Raw genomic sequence first — 17,278 nt, forward strand, 5'->3', positions numbered from 1 at the left:
ACCGATGACCCGAGTCCGAAAGAACACTCCCGGACGGATCCTGTTCGTGGGATCGGGACCGGGCGACCCCGCCCTGCTCACCGTTCGCGCACGTGACGTCCTCACCGGCGCCGCAATGGCATTCACCGATCCGGATGTAGACAAGGGCGTCGTCGCACTCGTCGGCATCGACATGGGCCGCGACGAGGAGACCGGCGAGCTGATCGCGGACGTGCGTCCGGCACTCGGCGAGCCTGCCGAGGTTGCAAAGACATTGGTGCACGAGGCCAAGAACGGCCACGACGTCGTGCGTCTGGTCTCCGGCGACCCGCTGACCACGGATTCCGTGATCGCAGAGGTCACCGCAGTCGCCCGTACGCAGGTTCAGTTCGAGGTTCTCCCGGGTCTGCCTTCCGGTTCGGCTGTGCCGAGCTACGCCGGCATGGCGCTCGGCTCGGGTCACACCGAGGCCGACGTTCGCGGTGAAGTCGACTGGGCTGCTCTGGCCGCTGCACCGGGACCGCTTGTCCTGCACGCGACGTCCGGACATCTCGCCGAGACCGCCAGCGCGCTGGTCGAGAACGGCTTGGCCCCGCAGACGCCTGCTGCGATCACCGTCCGCGGTACCACTCGTCAGCAGCGAACCGTCGAGGCAACTCTCGCGACGCTCAACGAAGCCGGATCCGAACTGGTGGGCTCGCTCATCGTCACCGTCGGCAAGGTTGTCGCGCAGCGCAACAAGATGTCGTGGTGGGAATCGCGCGCTCTGTACGGCTGGACCGTCCTCGTGCCGCGCACCAAGGATCAGGCCGGCGAGATGAGCGACCGTCTGGTCACTCACGGAGCGATCCCGATCGAGGTTCCGACCATCGCCGTCGAGCCGCCTCGCAGCCCGGCTCAGATGGAGCGTTCGGTCAAGGGACTCGTCGACGGTCGCTACCAGTGGGTCGTCTTCACTTCCACCAATGCTGTTCGCGCAGTGTGGGAGAAGTTCGAAGAGTTCGGCCTCGACGCTCGCGCCTTCTCCGGTGTGAAGATCGCCTGCATCGGTGAAGCAACCGCAGCCAAGGTGCGCTCGTTCGGCATCAACCCCGAGCTGATCCCGACCGGTGAGCAGTCCAGCGAAGGCCTGTTGGCCGAATTCGCCCCGTACGACGACGTTTTCGATCCGGTCAACCGGGTTCTGTTGCCGCGGGCGGACATTGCGACCGAAACCCTCGCAGAGGGCCTGCGCGAACGCGGTTGGGAGATCGACGACGTCACCGCCTACCGCACCGTCCGGGCAGCGCCGCCGCCGGCCGAGACCCGCGAGATGATCAAGACCGGTGGATTCGACGCCGTCTGCTTCACCTCGTCCTCGACCGTGCGCAACCTCGTCGGCATCGCCGGCAAGCCGCACGCCCGCACGTTGGTCGCGTGCATCGGCCCGAAGACGGCCGAAACCGCTATCGAGTTCGGTCTGCGCGTCGACGTGCAGCCCGAGACCTCGCAGGTGGGACCGCTGGTGGAGGCTCTCGCCGAGCATGCTGCTCGTCTGCGCGCCGAAGGTGCTTTGCCGCCCCCGCGCAAGAAGTCTCGAAGGCGCTAGCGCACCCGTGAGTGGTTGAGGAGTCTGTGGACTCCTCAACCACTCACAGGTTCCGACGAAGGAGGGCTACTTCTCGTGTTTCCCACTCATCGCCCTCGCCGGCTCCGGCGCACTCCTGCGCTCCGGCGACTCGTGGCAGAGACCTCGCTCGAACCCCGGCACCTCGTTTTGCCGATGTTCGTCGCCGACGGCATCGACGCACCGCGTGAGATCAGTTCCATGCCAGGCGTTTTCCAGCACACTCTCGATTCGCTGCGGTCCGCAGCGGTGGAAGCGGTGGAAGCCGGCGTCGGTGGCCTGATGCTGTTCGGTGTCCCGAAGGCGGAGGACAAGGATCCCCAGGGGTCCGGTGCCTCCGATCCCGACGGAATCCTCAACGTCGGATTGCGCGCTCTGGCAGACGAACTCGGCGATTCGACGGTCATCATGGCCGATACCTGCCTCGACGAGTTCACCGATCACGGCCACTGCGGCGTGTTGACTGCCGGCGGCGCTGTCGACAACGACGCGACCTTGATCCGATACGTCGAAATGGCTCTCGCACAAGCTGAATCGGGTGCGCACCTGCTCGGTCCCAGCGGCATGATGGACGGTCAGGTGGCTGCGATCCGCGGTGCACTCGATGCTTCGGGGTATGTCGATGTCGGTCAGCTCGCCTATGCCGCGAAATATGCGTCAGCGTTCTATGGGCCGTTCCGTGAAGCCGTCGGATCCTCACTGCAAGGCGACCGTCGTACGTATCAGCAGGACGGCGCCAATCGCCGCGAGTCGATGCGCGAGGTAGACCTCGACGTCGCCGAGGGCGCCGACATGGTGATGGTCAAGCCTGCAATGTCATACCTGGACATTCTGCGTGAGACCGCCGACCGGTCCCCGGTTCCGGTCGCTGCGTACCAGATCTCGGGGGAGTACTCGATGATCACCGCGGCCGCGCAGAACGGGTGGATCGATCGGGACGCGGCGATTCTCGAATCGCTCATCAGCATTCGCCGCGCCGGTGCCGACGTGGTCCTCACGTACTGGGCGTCGGAAGTTGCCGGATGGCTGTGACGGAGTCACGCATGGTGGCTGCGCCGGTATCGACCGATACGCTGGTGTCATGACCGAGCAGTGGCCGCCGTCGCGCCAGGAACCGCCCCGCCGGGAACCTCCCTACGAGAACCAGCCGTTCGAGAATCAGCCGTACCGCGAACTCGGACCGATGCCGACGGGTCAGATCCCGGGATACGGCCCCGGTTACAACGGATACCCGGGACCTGCGCCGAAACCCGAGCCGCCGACGGACGTCGTGACTGCGATTCAGTTGTGGTGGGCTGTGACGGCGCTGGGGTTGGTCCAGGGCGGCGCGATGATCTGGATGCTGCTCGGGCAGAAGTCGATGTTCGTCGACGAGATGCTCAGAAATCAGGCAGCTGTCGACGCCGGTCTGACGCGTTCCGACGTGGAGGGCATGTTCCCACTGGTCATCGTGTTCTCTGCGGTTTTGGTCGTGATCGTCACCGCGGTGTTCCTTCTGTTCGTGCGCGCGATGAGTCGCGGCAAGAACTGGGCTCGAATGTTGCTGACGTTCTGTGGCGTCTTCATGCTGGTCTCCGCGATCCCGGTGATCTTCGGGCTCGGCGGCGACGGCGGCGCGGCCACTCTGCTGTTCGGCGGAGCGGAAATCCTGCAGGCAGTTGCTGCTGTCGGGGCGATCGTGATGATGCACCGAAAAGAGTCCAATCCGTACTTTCTTCGTTTCCCCCCGGCGGGGAACCGGTAGGTAGCTCGGGGTACTGTGAAACGGGTCACTGAAGTAGTAGGGGAGAGGTCGGACGCGATGAGTTCTCAGGAAGCCCTGCGTACGGAAAGCACCCACGACGCGCCACTGCGCCAACGTGGTTCACGCACCGAAGTGATCTTGTTCGCGATCCTCGGAGCCTCTGTTCTGGTGACACTCCTGATGCTCATGATTCCGGGCATCGTCAGCGGATAGCGCACACTTGAACCCGTGAGTATCTCTACGAAGGTCAGGCGCCCGACGGCTGTCGAGGCAGCATTCTGGCTGTGGATCGCCAGCGCGTTCCTGCTTATACTCTTCGGCCTGATCAATGTCACCAGCGCTTCGTATTCGTTGCGTGAGCAGTTCACCGATCAAGGCGTTTCGGCCGGAAACATCGACATCTACGTCACCTTCGTGCGGGTGTCAGGGCTGGTTCTGCTGTTGACCGGCCTCGCGATCGGCGGCCTCGCCGGTCCCACTCGCGCCGGAAGGGCGTTGTGCCGACGGATCCTGGTGATCGTGTCCGGAGTGTTCGCGGTGCTGCAGATCGCGCTGGTCGTCGCCGGGATCAGTACCGTGCTCGCGCTGGTTGTTCCCGTCATGCTGATCTGTGCCTGCGTCGCGATCTACCGCGACACCACCCGAAGTTGGTTTGCCCGTGGCTGATCGCGCGCCGGAAATCGGCCCGGACGTTCTGTACTACGAACCGGGTTCTCGGTGGTGGGCCATCGCGTTCGGTCCGATCTTCTGCCTGATCGCCTTGGTCATCGAACTGTTCACGGGCCCGGTGGTGCATTGGTTCGGTCTGGCGATGTTCGCCGTGATCCTCACCGGATTGGTCTACGTGCAGGTGATCGCAGCACGGCGGCACGCGAGCGTACTTCTGACCGCGACCACGTTGCGTCAGGGAACCGAAGAGGTGCCGATCACCGAGATCGCCGAGGTGTTCCCGGAGTCCGACGACGCTGCCTACGAGGACGAAATGGAACCGTGGGAAACGGCACGCGCGCTCGGTGAGCTGTCCGGAGTGCCCAGGCGTCGGCACGGTATCGGCTTACGTTTGACCACCGGGGGATTGGTGCGGGCGTGGGCAAAGGACGATCAGGCACTGCGCGAGGCGTTGAGTCAGGTCGTTGTGGTTGGTGTCGAACCGGACGGGTCTGCCGATGACTGAGCCACAGCCATCCCCGCGTGTCGACGTGAAGACGTGGATCGGTGTACTCGGTATCGTCGCCGCAACGATTCTGGCGGTCGTGTGCTGGCGAGCGGGTACGACGACGTCCGACTTCGGACCGATACTGGAGGGCGCTCCACCGTTCGAGAGCACGCACTACGACGGTCTCTGGATCTCGGGCGCCGGGTTGTCGATTCTGGTTGCGGGGCTGATGGCCATCGATGTCGTGCGCCGCGTCCGGGTGGGCTTCGTCGCATCGCAGTAGCCCTCATACGGGTAGGGGGTATAGTTGCGGTATGAGTAGTTACAGCCCCGAGCAGGACGATCTGCTCAAGCGCCTTCGTCGTATCGAAGGTCAGGTAGCCGGAATTTCACGCATGGTCGCAGACGACCGGTACTGCATCGACGTGCTCACCCAGGTATCCGCCGCGACGAGCGCGTTGCAGTCCGTGTCCCTGAAGCTTCTCGACGCCCACCTTGCGGGTTGCGTCGTCGAAGCTGCCAAGCAGGGTGGTCCGGAAGCGGACGTCAAGATCAAGGAAGCTCAGGCGGCCATCGCTCGCCTCGTTCGTTCGTAAGGTGTCGGTCCGTCACTCCGTGATGGACCGCGCGAGCGCCCGGGCGGAGAAGCTCACGAAGTACTCGGGTGTGACTTCTTTGGCGATGTTGATGACGATGGTGTCCGACAGGCCTTTGAGTCCGGAGAGCACGAGATGGATCAACGCGGGGTCGTCGATCAACCGGCTCCCTTCGGCTGCAGCAGATTCGGTGAGCGCTCGAATCAATGCCGAGTTGTAGACCGCTACGGATGCGTGAAGTTCCCGCATGCTTTCTCGGTCGGACCCGGCCATGCCTTCGATGTCGCGCCAAGTGGTGGTGAGTCGACCCACCCGTGCCCAGTGCCGAGCAAACTCGGAAATCATGGACTCGAGTAAGGCGCTCAGTCCCTGCTCGCGGGGGAGCGAGTTCACGAAGTCCGCCATTTCCAGCTGACTTTCGCTGAGGAGGGCGGCGAAGATGTCCTGCTTGTCGACGAAGTACTGGTAGATCAGGCCAGTGCTGGTGCCGGCTCGTTTGGCGACAGCGCGGATCGTGAGCGCGGAGTAGCCTCCTTCGTCCAGAAGCGAGATCGCCGCGTCGAGAGTTCGGCGTCGACGCACTTCGGCGTCGCCGTAGATCGACTTGCTGCTGGTACTGCTCATTTGATCACCGTAGTCGCGGTGGTCGGCATCCTCAATTCACATCGAACACTGTTCGTTGTCGAACGCCACCCAGAAACCAATGTGACGCAGATCATAGAATGAACATTGTTCGAAATAGAATGAACATCGTTCATTCTGGTGTTACGGTATGGCGCAGACCACATCGAGGCCAGTGCAAAGCGCTGGACACTCTGCGGTCTGCCTGACCTTTCTTCCCGTATCGATCGGGAGGTCTACACAGTTGTGGAGTACCTATGACACGCACTAACGATGAACGCGCGGCGATCGACATCGCCGCTACGGCTGGAGAACTTCTGCTCGACCATCGGAAATCCCTCGGCGAAAACGACGGTGATGTCGCGACTTTCAAGAACGCGGCTGATCGGCTCAGTCACGAATTCATCGTCGCCGAACTTGCCCGACGCTTTCCTGCGGATGCAGTGCTGTCGGAGGAAGGGGCTGACGACCTCGCGAGGCTGGCTGCGGATCGGGTGTGGATCGTCGACCCTCTCGACGGCACCCGTGAGTACGGCGAGGCCGGACGACCGGACTGGGCCGTTCATGTTGCACTGACCGAAAACGGTGTCCTCACAACAGGTGCGGTCGCAATGCCTGCCCTTGGCGTCACCTATTCGAGCAGCGATGATCGAACCGAACGGGATGCCGCGACGCCGGTTCGAGTCGTCGTATCGCGGACGCGTCGTCCGGAACCGGTCATGCGCATGGCCGACTCGATGGGCGCGGAGTTGATCGAAATGGGATCCGCCGGAGCCAAAGCAATGGCTGTCGTCTCGGGTGAGGCAGACATCTATGCACATGCGGGCGGACAGTACGAGTGGGATTCGGCGGCGCCCGTTGCTGTCGCACGTGCTGCGGGACTGCATGTTTCGCGTATCGATGGCAGCGAACTGCGCTACAACCAGGAAAACCCGTGGTTGCCGGATCTGCTGATCTGCCGACCCGAACTCGCCCCGAAAGCACTGGAGGAACTGGGCCGATGACCGCGACACTGACGCACCTCGAACGACTCGAAGCCGAGAGCATTCACATCATGCGTGAAGCTGTTGCCCAGAGCGAGAACCCGGTGATGTTGTACTCGGTGGGCAAGGACTCCGCCGTGATGCTGCATCTGGCGCGCAAGGCCTTCTATCCGTCGAAGCTGCCGTTTCCGCTTCTGCACGTCGATACCACGTGGAAGTTCCGTGAAATGTACAAACTTCGTGACAGTACCGCCGCTGCAGGCGATCTCGATCTGATCGTCCACACCAACCCGGACTGCGTGAAGCAGGGGATCAACCCGTTCACTCACGGCAGCGCTGTCCATACCGACATGTGGAAGACCGAAGGCCTCAAACAAGCCCTCGATCACTACAAGTTCGACGCTGCATTCGGCGGCGCCCGCCGTGACGAAGAAAAATCCCGCGCCAAGGAACGCATCTTCTCGATCCGATCAGCTGCGCACCGTTGGGATCCCAAGCAGCAGCGACCGGAACTGTGGCGGATGTACAACGTCCGCAAAGCGCCGGGCGAGAGCCTGCGCGTCTTCCCTCTCTCGAACTGGACCGAGCTGGATGTGTGGGAATACATACGCCAGGAAGAGATTCCGATCGTTCCGCTGTATTTTGCCGACAAGCGGCCCGTCGTCGAGCGGGACGGTGCGCTGATCATGGTCGACGACGACCGGATGCCCTTGCTGCCGGGAGAGACTCCGGAACTCAAGAGCGTTCGTTTCCGCACCCTCGGCTGCTACCCGCTGACCGGAGCCGTCGAATCGACCGCCACGAGCCTGACCGAGATCATCTCGGAAATGTTGCTCACCACCACTTCCGAACGCCAGGGACGGGTCATCGACCACGACTCCAGTGCGTCGATGGAGAAGAAGAAGCAAGAGGGGTACTTCTGATGACTGTTTCCTCGGATCTGATCGCTGACGACATCGAGGCGTACCTCGAACGTCATGCGAACAAGAGCATGCTGCGATTCATCACGTGCGGCAGCGTCGACGACGGCAAGAGCACCTTGATCGGCCGTCTGCTCTACGAATCGAAACTCGTCTTCGACGACCAGTTGACGGCGCTCGAAGCCGATTCGCGCAAGAGCGGAACCCAGGGGGAGGGGCTCGATTTCGCGCTCCTGGTCGACGGTCTCGCCGCCGAACGTGAGCAGGGCATCACGATCGACGTCGCCTATCGCTACTTCACGACCGAGCGACGCAAGTTCGTCGTCGCCGATACTCCGGGGCACGAGCAGTACACCCGAAACATGGTGACGGGCGCGTCGACCGCCGATCTTGCTGTGATCCTTGTCGATTCCCGCAAGGGGATACTGACTCAGACCCGCCGGCACTCGTATCTGGTGTCGTTGCTGGGGATCAAGCACGTGGTGCTTGCCGTGAACAAGCTCGACCTCGTCGACTACTCGCAAGAGGTCTTCGATGCCATTACCGCGGATTACGCAGAGTTCGCTCACGAGATCGGTCTGGACGGGTTCGTCGCCATCCCGATGTCGGCATACATGGGTGACAATCTCACCGAGCGCAGTGCGAATACCCCGTGGTATTCCGGACCAAGCCTGATCGAGCATCTCGAAAGCGTGGACATCGACGATGCTGCCGCCGCGGCTCCGTTCCGGATGCCGGTGCAGTGGGTCAACCGGCCGGACCTCGACTTCCGCGGATTCTCCGGCCAGATCGTTTCAGGCACCGTATCTCCCGGAGATCCCATCCGCGTGCTCCCCAGTGGAAAGACGTCCACAGTCGAGCGCATCGTGACCATGGGTGGCGACCTCGACGTTGCCGGTGCGGGCCGCTCGGTCACCATCACGCTCGCCGACGAGATCGACATCAGTCGCGGTGATGTGCTGTCCATCGGCGACAATCCGCCGGCCGTAGCCGATCAGTTCGAGGCCTGCATCGTCTGGATGGGTGAGGCTCCCATGCTGCCCGAACGGCCGTTCCTGTGCCAGATCGGTACCGTCACAGTCACTGCGCGCATCACCAAACCGAAACACAAGATCAACGTCAACACTCTCGAGAAGACCGCAACGACTACTCTCGCGCTCAACGAAATCGGTGTGTGCAACCTCAGTTTCGATCGACCGGTCCCGTTCGACCCGTACGTCGGCAACCGTGACACCGGTAGCTTCATCCTCATCGACCGCCTCACCAACGGCACTGTCGGTGCGGGCATGATCACGCACTCGCTGCGTCGATCGGACAACATTCACTGGCAATCCGTCGACGTCGACGAGGCCGCGCACACCAGGCTCAAGGGACACCAACCCGCAGTTCTGTGGTTCACCGGTCTCTCCGGTTCGGGAAAGTCGACCATCGCGAACGATGTCGAGCGTCAACTGCACGCACTCGGCGCGCACACCTACCTCCTCGACGGAGACAACGTCCGTCACGGGCTGAATCGAGACCTCGGATTCACCGAAGCCGACCGCGTCGAGAACATCCGTCGCGTCACCGAGGTCACCCGACTGATGGCGGACGCCGGTCTGATCGTGCTCGCGTCCTTCATTTCACCGTTCGAGGCCGAGCGTCATGCCGCCCGCGAATTGATCGGCGACGAACAGTTCGTCGAAATCTTCGTCGACACCGCGCTTGCCGTCGCAGAGGAGCGAGATCCCAAGGGGCTGTACAAGAAGGCTCGACGGGGCGAGTTGGTGAACTTCACCGGAATCGATTCGCCGTACGAACCGCCGCAGAACCCTGACATTCACATCGACACCAGTGTCACGACGACCGAGGACGCTGCGATCGCGATCGTCGACCATCTCCGCGCCCGCGGAACCATTTCTTGATCCGCCTGAACACGAGGAGCATCCATGCCTGACAGGGCTGAAATAGTTTCTGCCGTAGAAGATTACGTCAAGTGTCTCGGAAGTCACGACGTCGACGGACTGGTTGCGCTGTTTGCGCCCGACGCAGTTCAACACGAACCGCTGGGGGTCCAGACCTACCGCGGCATCGACGAGATTCGCGAATTCGATACCGCGAACGCGCAGGTCGATTTCACAGTCAGCCTGCTCGGTCCGATTTCGGTGACGGGAAAGTACGCAGCGATGCAGCTTCGGGTGCAGCGCACCGGTATCCCTGACTTCGCTGCCACCGATGTGTTCGAGTTCGACGAGAACGGCAAGATCATCTCCCTGAGTGTTGTTCTCGATCCGCAGGCGCTGTGCTGACCCATCAGGGCCTGCTGGCAGGCAAGGTCGTCGTCGTCTCGGGAGTGGGCCCGGCGCTGGGTCGTTCGATTGCGCTGCAGAGCGCGGCGGCCGGAGCGAAGGTTGTTCTGGCTGCCCGCACACCCGAGCGCTTGGAATCGGTGGCAAGGGAGATTCGAGACCGCGGCGGAATCGCGTTGGCCGTACCGACGAACCTCACCGACGTCGATTCGATCGCTTCGTTGGCGGAGACAACTGTCGCTGAGTTCGGTGCGGCGCATTGCTTGGTGAACAACGCATTTGTTCAACCCGCGCAGGTCCCGCTCCTGGACGCCGACGTGGCGTCCATCCAGTCGGGCATCGACATCAACTTGCTCGCGGCGTTGAACGTCACCAGAGAATTTGCTCCGGCATTGATCGAGTCGCACGGGTCCGTCGTGATGGTCACGTCCATGGTGTTGCGCAACCAGCTTCCCGGGTTCGGGGCCTACCGCATCATGAAATCCGGGCTCCTGGCAATGGCACGCAGTTTGTCGATCGATCTCGGTCCCAAGGGCGTTCGAGTCAATTCGGTTGCTCCCGGCTATATCTGGGCGGACTCGGTCAAGAACATGTTCGAGAAGAAGGCGGCGGAGGCAGGAGTCGACCCCAAGGTGATCTACGACGAGATCGCAGCGGGCGCCGATCTGCGCCGATTGCCGGAGCCAGATGACATCGCAAACGCTGTCGTCTTCCTCCTGTCCGATTCAGCCAGGGCCATCACAGGGCAATGTCTCGACGTCAACTGCGGTCACACGCACCACTGATCAACTCATACAAGGACTAGCCATGACACAGGATTACGACGGCATCGGTTCCATCGATCACCTGCACCAGGCTGCGCGCGAGGCGGCCGGGTACGAAAACTTCGGCAGCGAAAGCTATCTCGAAGGACTTCGAGTTCTCCTCGAGTCGTTCCAGAACGAGGCCGACCTCACTCCTCACGGCAAGGTGATCGCTCGCAAGATGATCGTCGGAGCGCTCGCGGGTCGCCTGACCAGTGAGGCCGGATTCGCGAAATATCCAGAGCACGTAGATGTTCCGATCGAACGCCCGATCTTCGTGGTCGGGTTGACCCGCACCGGCAGCACCGCGCTGCACCGTTTGCTCGGTGCCGACCCGGCGCATCAGGGCGCCGAGATGTGGCTCGCCGAGACGCCGCAGCCGCGCCCCGAGCGCGACAAGTGGTCGGAGAACGAAGATTACGTTCGCTCCGACGCCTTCTACCGTGCTCGCCAGCGTAACGAGGCAGACCTGATGAAGGTTCATTTCATGGGGGCGGAGGAGGTCGAGGAATGCTGGCGGCTGCTGCAGCAGACGATGCTCTCGACCGCGTTCGAGACGGTGGCGTACGTGCCGAGTTACACCCGGTGGCTGGCGGAGCAGGACTGGACCGAAACATATGCGCGGCACAAGAAGAACCTGCAGTTGATCGGGCTGCACGACCAGGACAGACGGTGGGTGCTCAAAAGCCCGAGCCATGTCTTCGCGATCGACGAGATCATGTCGGTCTATCCGGATGCACTGTTCGTTCGGACCTTCCGGGACCCGTTGACATCGATGGCGTCCACCTTCAGCCTCGTAGAGCAGGGCGGACACGACATGTCGAGGGCCTTCGATCGTCCGGCCATCGGGCGCACGCAACTGGAGTTGTGGGCGCGAGGGAATGCGAACTTCAACAATGCCCGTAGCCGTTACAACCCCGATCAGTTCATCGACGTCGACTACAAGGACTTCATCGCCGATGCGGTCGGCACCGTCGAGAAGATCTATGCACAGTTCGCCCTGCCCTTCACAGACGACGCCCGCGCCGCGGTGGAGGCGTCGCATCAGGCCAGCCTTGCCGAGCACCGTCGTCCGTCGCATCGCTATTCGCTCGAGGATTTCGGCGTGAGCGCTGCCGACGTCGAAGCGAAGTTCGCCACCACACCCTGAAGGCCTCCGGCCCTGTGCGCCTTTTTGGTAGTGCCGACTACCAAAAAGGCGCACAGGGGCGAAGCCCCAACCGAAACAAGGAGATTCACATGAATGCTGTTTGGGAAAAGTTCTGCGCAGATCTGCTCGAGGTCGGAAAGGTCCTGGAAGACGAGATCGTCCCTCAGGATCCGCTGACTCAAGCCGAGGGCGTCCGCTACCTGAGTCGGTTGCTTCGGTACGGCACGATCAACTGTGTCGAGTACACCGATCCACGGTGGCCGCAGTTCTCGTCGGCTCCGAACCCGAACATGATGACGAAGATCGGTGCCGACAACCCGGACAACGTCTACATGCGCGCCAACATTTCCGGTAAGTACAACTACCGGATCATCGGCACCCGAGGCACCGTCCCGCTGATCACCTTCGGCTCGCGCGTAAATCGGTACCACATCGACGGCACCATGCTGCAGACCGGCGATCTGCATATCCACGACCTCGAGGTCGACGAGAACGGCCGTTTCGAGTTCATCGCGAGCGTCGACAAGCCCGATGAGGGCGCTTGGCTGCCTTTGGCGCCCGACAGCAACCTCATCTCCGTTCGGCAAACTCACCAGGATCGACGCAACGAGATTGTCGGTGATCTGACCATCGAATGCCTGAACCCGGACGGGGAGTTCGTCCCGTTGACTCCGGAAGAGATCGGCGAGCGCCTCACCAAGTCCGTCGGGATCGTGAAGGGGATGGCGGAGACCTTCCTGGAATGGTCGCGCAAATTCCAGCCGCACACCAACGAGATCTTCGACTGGGGACAGGACTACTTCCAGGATGCCGGCGGCGATCCGACGATCTTCTACTTCCACGGTTACTGGAAGCTCGCCGAGGACGAGGCGTGGGTCATCGAGACCGAGGTTCCGAACTGCGAGTACTTCAACTTCGTGCTGCAGAACTTCTGGGTCGAGTCCCTCGACTACAACCGCACGAACATCTACATCAACAATCACACCGCGAAGCTCAACGACGACGGCACCATGACAATCGTCGTGGCGGCGAAGGATCCGGGTTATGGCAACTGGATCGACACCGATTCGCATGCCGAGGGGACATGGGCGCTGCGCTGGATCAAGGCGGACTCGCACCCGATCCCGACGTCGAAGGTAGTCAAGATCTGACACGCTGACGGAGATTGGGAACGTATGTACACCAGGAAGATTAGGTTCGGCCCTCGCTTTGTCGCGCTCGGGCTTGCCGGTGCATTGATGTTGGCCGGCTGCGCGTCGAGCAGTGGGGACAACTCGGGATCGGCTTCACCGAGCAGTAGTGGCGCAGCTGGTTTTGTGGGCGCCCCAGATGTGGGGGAGCGGATCGACGGCGGTGTTCTCACCTTCGGGTCCTATTCGTTCCCTTCCTCGTTGGACCCCACGAGAACGCAAGCCGCCGGTTCGACCGGCGGAACCGAAATGGCCGCGATTTACGACACGCTGGTACGCAGCGACTCCACAAACGGGAGCTTCGTGCCACAACTCGCGAAGACACTGTCGAACAACAGCGACTTCACCTCGTACACCGTCACTTTGGCTGACGGCCTCACCTTCAGCGACGGAAGTCCGCTCGACGCGGAAGCGGTGAAGTGGAGTATCGATCGATTCGTGGCAGGCAAGGGTGATGTATCGCAGACCTGGCTCAACATCGTGGATCGGATCGAGACGCCCGACGCCACCACAGTCGAATTCGTGCTCGAGCGGCCCTGGCGTCAATTCCCGGCGCTGTTGTCGCTCGGGCCCGGAATGATCGTTGCGCGAAGTTCAGGGGGAGAGGCAGGGTCGGTTTCAGGAACCGGGGAGAGAGCGTTCACACCGATCGGGGCGGGTCCGTTCACCTTGGCCAAGTTCGCCCCGCACGAAGAACTGGTACTCGCCGCACGCACGGATTATCAGGGCGGTAAACCTCCACTGGACACAGTGCGGTTTGTTCCCACGTCGGGTGCGCAGTCTCAGTACGAATCGTTGAAGAGCGGCCAGATCGACATGACGTACATTCTCCGCGACGAGGCCGTGATCGAACAAGCTCTCGACGACGGATACTCGGGTTACCTCAGTCCGACCGGACAGAACGGGATCGGCACGATCAACAACCGTGAGGGCAAGCCCGGGGCCGATGTTCGCGTCCGTCAGGCGATCGCCTACGGGGTGGATCCGGCGGCGGTCAATACCCGGGCGAACAACGGATTGGGCACCGCCAGTTCCGAACTGGTCCCGCAGACGTCACGTTGGTTCAACAACACAGCAGGCATTCCGTTCGATCAGGTGAAGGCAAAGGCGCTGCTCGATCAAGCGAAGTCCGACGGGTACGACGGGAAACTCCGCTACCTCACCACCTCGGAGCCGAGCCAACAGGCGACGGCACTGACGGTTCAGGCGTCGCTGAACGCGATCGGTTTCGACGTCACCATCGACTACGCGACCGATGTGACCGATCTGGTTCGACGGGTATACAAGGACCACGATTTCGACATGACCAGAGGTGGCGCTCCGGTCGGAGAAGAAGCGCCGTACCTCAATTTGTACAACAGTATGGCCAGTGATTCGAAGAACAACCCGTCCGGCTTCGCGGACCCGGAGATGGACGCGATGATCACAGCTGTGCAGACGGCATCGACGGACGATGCTGTCCGTGAGGCGATCAGCAAGGTGCAGGAGTACGCCAACGTGACTGTGCCTTACGTGATCTGGGGGCCGGCGTCGGTGTTGACCGCATGGGACGGCAACGTTCACGGCGTCGTACGCAACATCACCGACATCATGTTCTTGGGCGGCGCTTGGATCTCGCCCAACGGCGAAACGGTGGAACGATGAAGTGGTCCTTGGCGGGTGCGATGATCGACGCCCTGGAACTGTGCGAGTTGGCGCAGGTCGCCGAAGAGGTGGGGTTCGACGGAATCGCGATGCCGGATTCCGTGTTCTATCCGGAGCAGGTGTCGGCGCCGTACCCGTACACTGCTGACGGGAAGCGGATGTGGGCGCCGGAAACGCCGATGCCTGATCCGTTCATTGCCATGGCGGCGATGGCGGCCGTCACATCGCGAATTCAGTTCTACACCAACGTGTTCAAACTTCCACTGCGCGATCCGCTGTTGACAGCCAAGCAGGTCGCGACCATGGCCGTGATGTCGAGGAACCGCGTCGCTCTCGGCGTCGGTTTGTCCTGGATTCCCGAGGAATTCACCTTCACCGGTACCGAGATGCGCACCCGCGGCGCGCGTACCGACGAAGCCATCGAGATCATCAAGGCGGTGTGTGCGGGACGTGGGCCGGAATGGGTCGAATACCACGGCAAGCACTACGATTTCGACGCTCTGATGATCAGTCCTGCTCCGGAGATTCCGGTTCCGATCTACATCGGTGGGCACAGCGAACCGGGGTTGCGTCGTGCAGCCAGGCTGGCTGACGGTTGGATGTCGGTGAACACGACCAAAGCCGAATTAGCCTGCGCCATCGATTGTCTCACGGAATTGCGGGTCGAGTACGGTCGTGCCGATGTTCCTTTCGGCGTCAACGTCTCGCCGACGGATGTTCGTGATCTGGACGGATATCGCGAACTCGAGACTCTCGGAGTCACGGAAATCAGAGTTTTGCCCTGGTATCGCTACGGAGTTGACGCCGGTGATCGTCAGGGGCGACTCGACTCCGTTCGGCGGTTTGCCGAGGAGGTCATCGCTCAGTACTGATCGATCAGCGTCTGCATCGCCCGGCCGTAGAGTTTTGCCAACTCGTCGCGATCTGCGGACTGGGGGATACTCTCGTCGCTGAGGACGCTCAACAGCCCGGACACCTGGGCGGAGACCAGGAGTGCGCGGGTGTACGCGTCTTCGCCGTCTAGACGAGCGGCGAGATTGGTGGCGAATACTCCGGTCATGTCTCTGAGTCGCTCCCGGATGCGTGGACTGTCCGACGCTCGCATGAGCGCTGTGTACACCGACAGCATCCGGGCGTCGGCCTTGCCCAGGACGAAGGCGGCGATTCGCTCACCGAGGGTGTCGAGTGGGCCGTCGAACTGGCCTTCGAAGTAGTCCGCAACCGGCGTGGTTTCCAGGAACAGTGCTTCTTTGGACCCGAAATGCCGGATGACCAGGGCCGGATCGATTCCGGCAACTTTGGCGATGGCGCGAACTGACGTGCCGCCGAACCCGTGCTCGCCGAACAGTTGGAACGCCGCCGCGCGAATCGCCTCGGATGTCGAGGGTTGCTCCTGCTCTGGCGTGTGCCTCGTGGGTGTCACGACATCGACCTCCGTGCTCGCTCGCCGACCGCGTTGTCAACGGCGTTGACTATAACGTGTCAACGGTGTTGACTGTTGAGTCTGTCAACGGTGTTGACAGCTAGATGCGGTTAGTGAAGAGAGCGTGGAATATGACAGATACCGACGTCCGAGTACCCAGCGAAGAAGTTGTCGATCCGCCGACCAATTGGAAGATGGTGGGCAGTGGACTCGCATTTCCGTTGTTCTTCGTCATCATGTTCTGCCTGTGCTACGTCAGCGCCTTCCATGCGCCGACGCCGAATCAGGCACCGATCGTGGTGGTCGGGTCGCCGTCCGTCACGGCCCCGCTGATCGACGGAATCCAGGCTTCGACGGGTGACAAGTTCGACATCGTTGCCACAGCCAACGCCGCCGACGCACTCTCTCGGATCGACAACCGCGATGCGATCGGCGCCATCGAGATCGGTGACACCGTGACCGCACATATCGCCACCGGCGCGGGCGCCTCGACGGTTTCCGTGGTGAGCAGCTTGGCGCATTCGGTTGCGGAGCAGACGGGGCAGCAGGTCACGGTGATCGACTCGGCGCCTGTCACGGCGCGCGACTCCTCGACTGTCGGACTCTTCTACTTCCTGATCGTCTGCACCCTCGGTGGCTACCTGACCATCACGGTGCTCAGTCAGGTTGCGCCGAGAATGCGGTTGCGCGAGCAGTATTCGATCCTGGCCGGTGCGGCGATACTCACCCCGCTCATAGCCTTCGGCATCACCAGCATCTTCATGCACGCCTTCGGGGCGTCGTTCGGCCAGATCCTGCAACTGCTGGGAATCTCGATGGTTTACACGTTCACCGTCGGTGCGGTGAGCATTCTGCTCAATCGACTGCTCGGCCAAGCCGCGATCTTCGCGGTGCTGACGGTGCTCGTTTTCATCAACTTCCCGAGTTCGGGTGGTGCCATTCCGGTGTCGTTCCTGCCGGGATTCTGGCAGCACATCCATTCGTTCTGGCTCGGATCGGCAGCCATGGAGCCCATCCGCTCCGTCATCTACTTCAGTGGCAACGGCGCCGGACCGCACCTGCTCGTTCTGGGGATCTGGCTGGTCGCGGCACTCGGCCTGACCGGACTGCTCGCCTCTCGCCAGTCGAAAAAGGCAGCAGCGCACTGAGTGTGGTGGGGCCGGCGATTGCCGACC

Annotated in this window: 20 protein-coding genes; 18 read left to right on the forward strand and 2 right to left on the reverse strand. The window is 62.0% G+C overall.

Annotated elements, in window-relative coordinates; genetic code table 11:
• Positions 1 to 4: 4 nt before the first annotated feature.
• From KTR60_RS08200 to KTR60_RS08235, 8 genes are all read left to right on the forward strand, one after another.
• Positions 5 to 1,567, forward strand: a complete 1,563-nt coding sequence (locus KTR60_RS08200; RefSeq protein ID WP_003941969.1) for a uroporphyrinogen-III synthase — start codon at positions 5 to 7, stop codon at positions 1,565 to 1,567.
• A gap of 75 nt (positions 1,568 to 1,642) precedes the next feature.
• Positions 1,643 to 2,617, forward strand: a complete 975-nt coding sequence (gene hemB / locus KTR60_RS08205) for a porphobilinogen synthase (protein ID WP_007735309.1) — start codon at positions 1,643 to 1,645, stop codon at positions 2,615 to 2,617.
• Between the two features lie 49 nt (positions 2,618 to 2,666).
• Positions 2,667 to 3,329 (forward strand): hypothetical protein, encoded by a 663-nt coding sequence (locus KTR60_RS08210; RefSeq protein WP_003942024.1) that lies wholly within the window; start codon positions 2,667 to 2,669, stop codon positions 3,327 to 3,329.
• A 57-nt stretch (positions 3,330 to 3,386) separates the two neighbouring features.
• Positions 3,387 to 3,542 (forward strand): hypothetical protein, encoded by a 156-nt coding sequence (locus KTR60_RS08215; RefSeq protein WP_003941930.1) that lies wholly within the window; start codon positions 3,387 to 3,389, stop codon positions 3,540 to 3,542.
• A 15-nt stretch (positions 3,543 to 3,557) separates the two neighbouring features.
• On the forward strand, positions 3,558 to 3,995 hold the full coding sequence (locus KTR60_RS08220) for a hypothetical protein (RefSeq protein WP_003942066.1): 438 nt from the start codon (positions 3,558 to 3,560) through the stop codon (positions 3,993 to 3,995).
• Positions 3,988 to 4,503 (forward strand): hypothetical protein, encoded by a 516-nt coding sequence (locus KTR60_RS08225; protein WP_003941872.1) that lies wholly within the window; start codon positions 3,988 to 3,990, stop codon positions 4,501 to 4,503. Before KTR60_RS08220 ends, KTR60_RS08225 begins: the two co-directional genes overlap by 8 nt.
• Positions 4,496 to 4,768 carry a hypothetical protein gene (locus KTR60_RS08230; RefSeq protein ID WP_007735305.1) on the forward strand — a complete coding sequence of 91 codons (273 nt, stop codon included), beginning with the start codon at positions 4,496 to 4,498 and terminating at the stop codon, positions 4,766 to 4,768. The genes KTR60_RS08225 and KTR60_RS08230 overlap by 8 nt, the downstream gene beginning before the upstream one ends.
• Before the next feature lie 31 nt (positions 4,769 to 4,799).
• Positions 4,800 to 5,081, forward strand: coding sequence for a metal-sensitive transcriptional regulator (locus KTR60_RS08235; RefSeq protein WP_003942012.1), 282 nt, complete (start codon positions 4,800 to 4,802; stop codon positions 5,079 to 5,081).
• A 12-nt stretch (positions 5,082 to 5,093) separates the two neighbouring features.
• Here the strand turns inward: KTR60_RS08235 and KTR60_RS08240 are convergent, their stop codons facing one another.
• A complete protein-coding gene (locus KTR60_RS08240) occupies positions 5,094 to 5,705 on the reverse strand; it encodes a TetR/AcrR family transcriptional regulator (protein ID WP_003942004.1) in 612 nt (203 codons plus the stop codon).
• Positions 5,706 to 5,959: 254 nt separating this feature from the next.
• Here KTR60_RS08240 and KTR60_RS08245 point away from each other — a divergent pair, with 254 nt between their 5' ends.
• The 9 genes from KTR60_RS08245 (at position 5,960) to KTR60_RS08285 (ending at position 15,552) form a co-directional block, all read left to right on the forward strand.
• The gene (locus KTR60_RS08245; protein ID WP_058227480.1) at positions 5,960 to 6,706 is read left to right on the forward strand and encodes a 3'(2'),5'-bisphosphate nucleotidase CysQ; all 747 of its coding nucleotides are present in this window, start codon (positions 5,960 to 5,962) and stop codon (positions 6,704 to 6,706) included.
• A complete protein-coding gene (gene cysD, locus KTR60_RS08250; protein WP_019744365.1) occupies positions 6,703 to 7,608 on the forward strand; it encodes a sulfate adenylyltransferase subunit CysD in 906 nt (301 codons plus the stop codon). Before KTR60_RS08245 ends, cysD begins: the two co-directional genes overlap by 4 nt.
• Positions 7,608 to 9,509: a sulfate adenylyltransferase subunit CysN gene (gene cysN, locus KTR60_RS08255; protein ID WP_007735300.1), complete on the forward strand. Its 1,902-nt coding sequence runs from the start codon at positions 7,608 to 7,610 to the stop codon at positions 9,507 to 9,509. Before cysD ends, cysN begins: the two co-directional genes overlap by 1 nt.
• A 24-nt stretch (positions 9,510 to 9,533) precedes the next feature.
• Positions 9,534 to 9,893: a nuclear transport factor 2 family protein gene (locus KTR60_RS08260; protein WP_205907643.1), complete on the forward strand. Its 360-nt coding sequence runs from the start codon at positions 9,534 to 9,536 to the stop codon at positions 9,891 to 9,893.
• Positions 9,887 to 10,678: an SDR family oxidoreductase gene (locus KTR60_RS08265; protein ID WP_064113990.1), complete on the forward strand. Its 792-nt coding sequence runs from the start codon at positions 9,887 to 9,889 to the stop codon at positions 10,676 to 10,678. The genes KTR60_RS08260 and KTR60_RS08265 overlap by 7 nt, the downstream gene beginning before the upstream one ends.
• A 22-nt stretch (positions 10,679 to 10,700) precedes the next feature.
• Positions 10,701 to 11,846: a sulfotransferase family protein gene (locus KTR60_RS08270; protein ID WP_073512135.1), complete on the forward strand. Its 1,146-nt coding sequence runs from the start codon at positions 10,701 to 10,703 to the stop codon at positions 11,844 to 11,846.
• 89 nt (positions 11,847 to 11,935) lie between these two features.
• Positions 11,936 to 12,997 (forward strand): DUF1214 domain-containing protein, encoded by a 1,062-nt coding sequence (locus KTR60_RS08275; protein ID WP_042925645.1) that lies wholly within the window; start codon positions 11,936 to 11,938, stop codon positions 12,995 to 12,997.
• A 24-nt stretch (positions 12,998 to 13,021) separates the two neighbouring features.
• Positions 13,022 to 14,680, forward strand: coding sequence for an ABC transporter substrate-binding protein (locus KTR60_RS08280; RefSeq protein WP_065352128.1), 1,659 nt, complete (start codon positions 13,022 to 13,024; stop codon positions 14,678 to 14,680).
• Positions 14,677 to 15,552 (forward strand): TIGR03619 family F420-dependent LLM class oxidoreductase, encoded by an 876-nt coding sequence (locus tag KTR60_RS08285; protein WP_118606352.1) that lies wholly within the window; start codon positions 14,677 to 14,679, stop codon positions 15,550 to 15,552. The genes KTR60_RS08280 and KTR60_RS08285 overlap by 4 nt, the downstream gene beginning before the upstream one ends.
• Here the strand turns inward: KTR60_RS08285 and KTR60_RS08290 are convergent.
• A complete protein-coding gene (locus KTR60_RS08290) occupies positions 15,543 to 16,103 on the reverse strand; it encodes a TetR family transcriptional regulator (protein WP_003941925.1) in 561 nt (186 codons plus the stop codon). The two genes, KTR60_RS08285 and KTR60_RS08290, sit on opposite strands and share 10 nt — an antisense overlap.
• Before the next feature lie 131 nt (positions 16,104 to 16,234).
• Here KTR60_RS08290 and KTR60_RS08295 point away from each other — a divergent pair, with 131 nt between their 5' ends.
• Positions 16,235 to 17,251: an ABC transporter permease gene (locus tag KTR60_RS08295; protein WP_065352130.1), complete on the forward strand. Its 1,017-nt coding sequence runs from the start codon at positions 16,235 to 16,237 to the stop codon at positions 17,249 to 17,251.
• Positions 17,252 to 17,278 lie beyond the last annotated feature (27 nt).

It is taken from the genome of Rhodococcus sp. C1, from assembly GCF_020809065.1.
Lineage (GTDB): Bacteria > Actinomycetota > Actinomycetes > Mycobacteriales > Mycobacteriaceae > Rhodococcus_F > Rhodococcus_F qingshengii.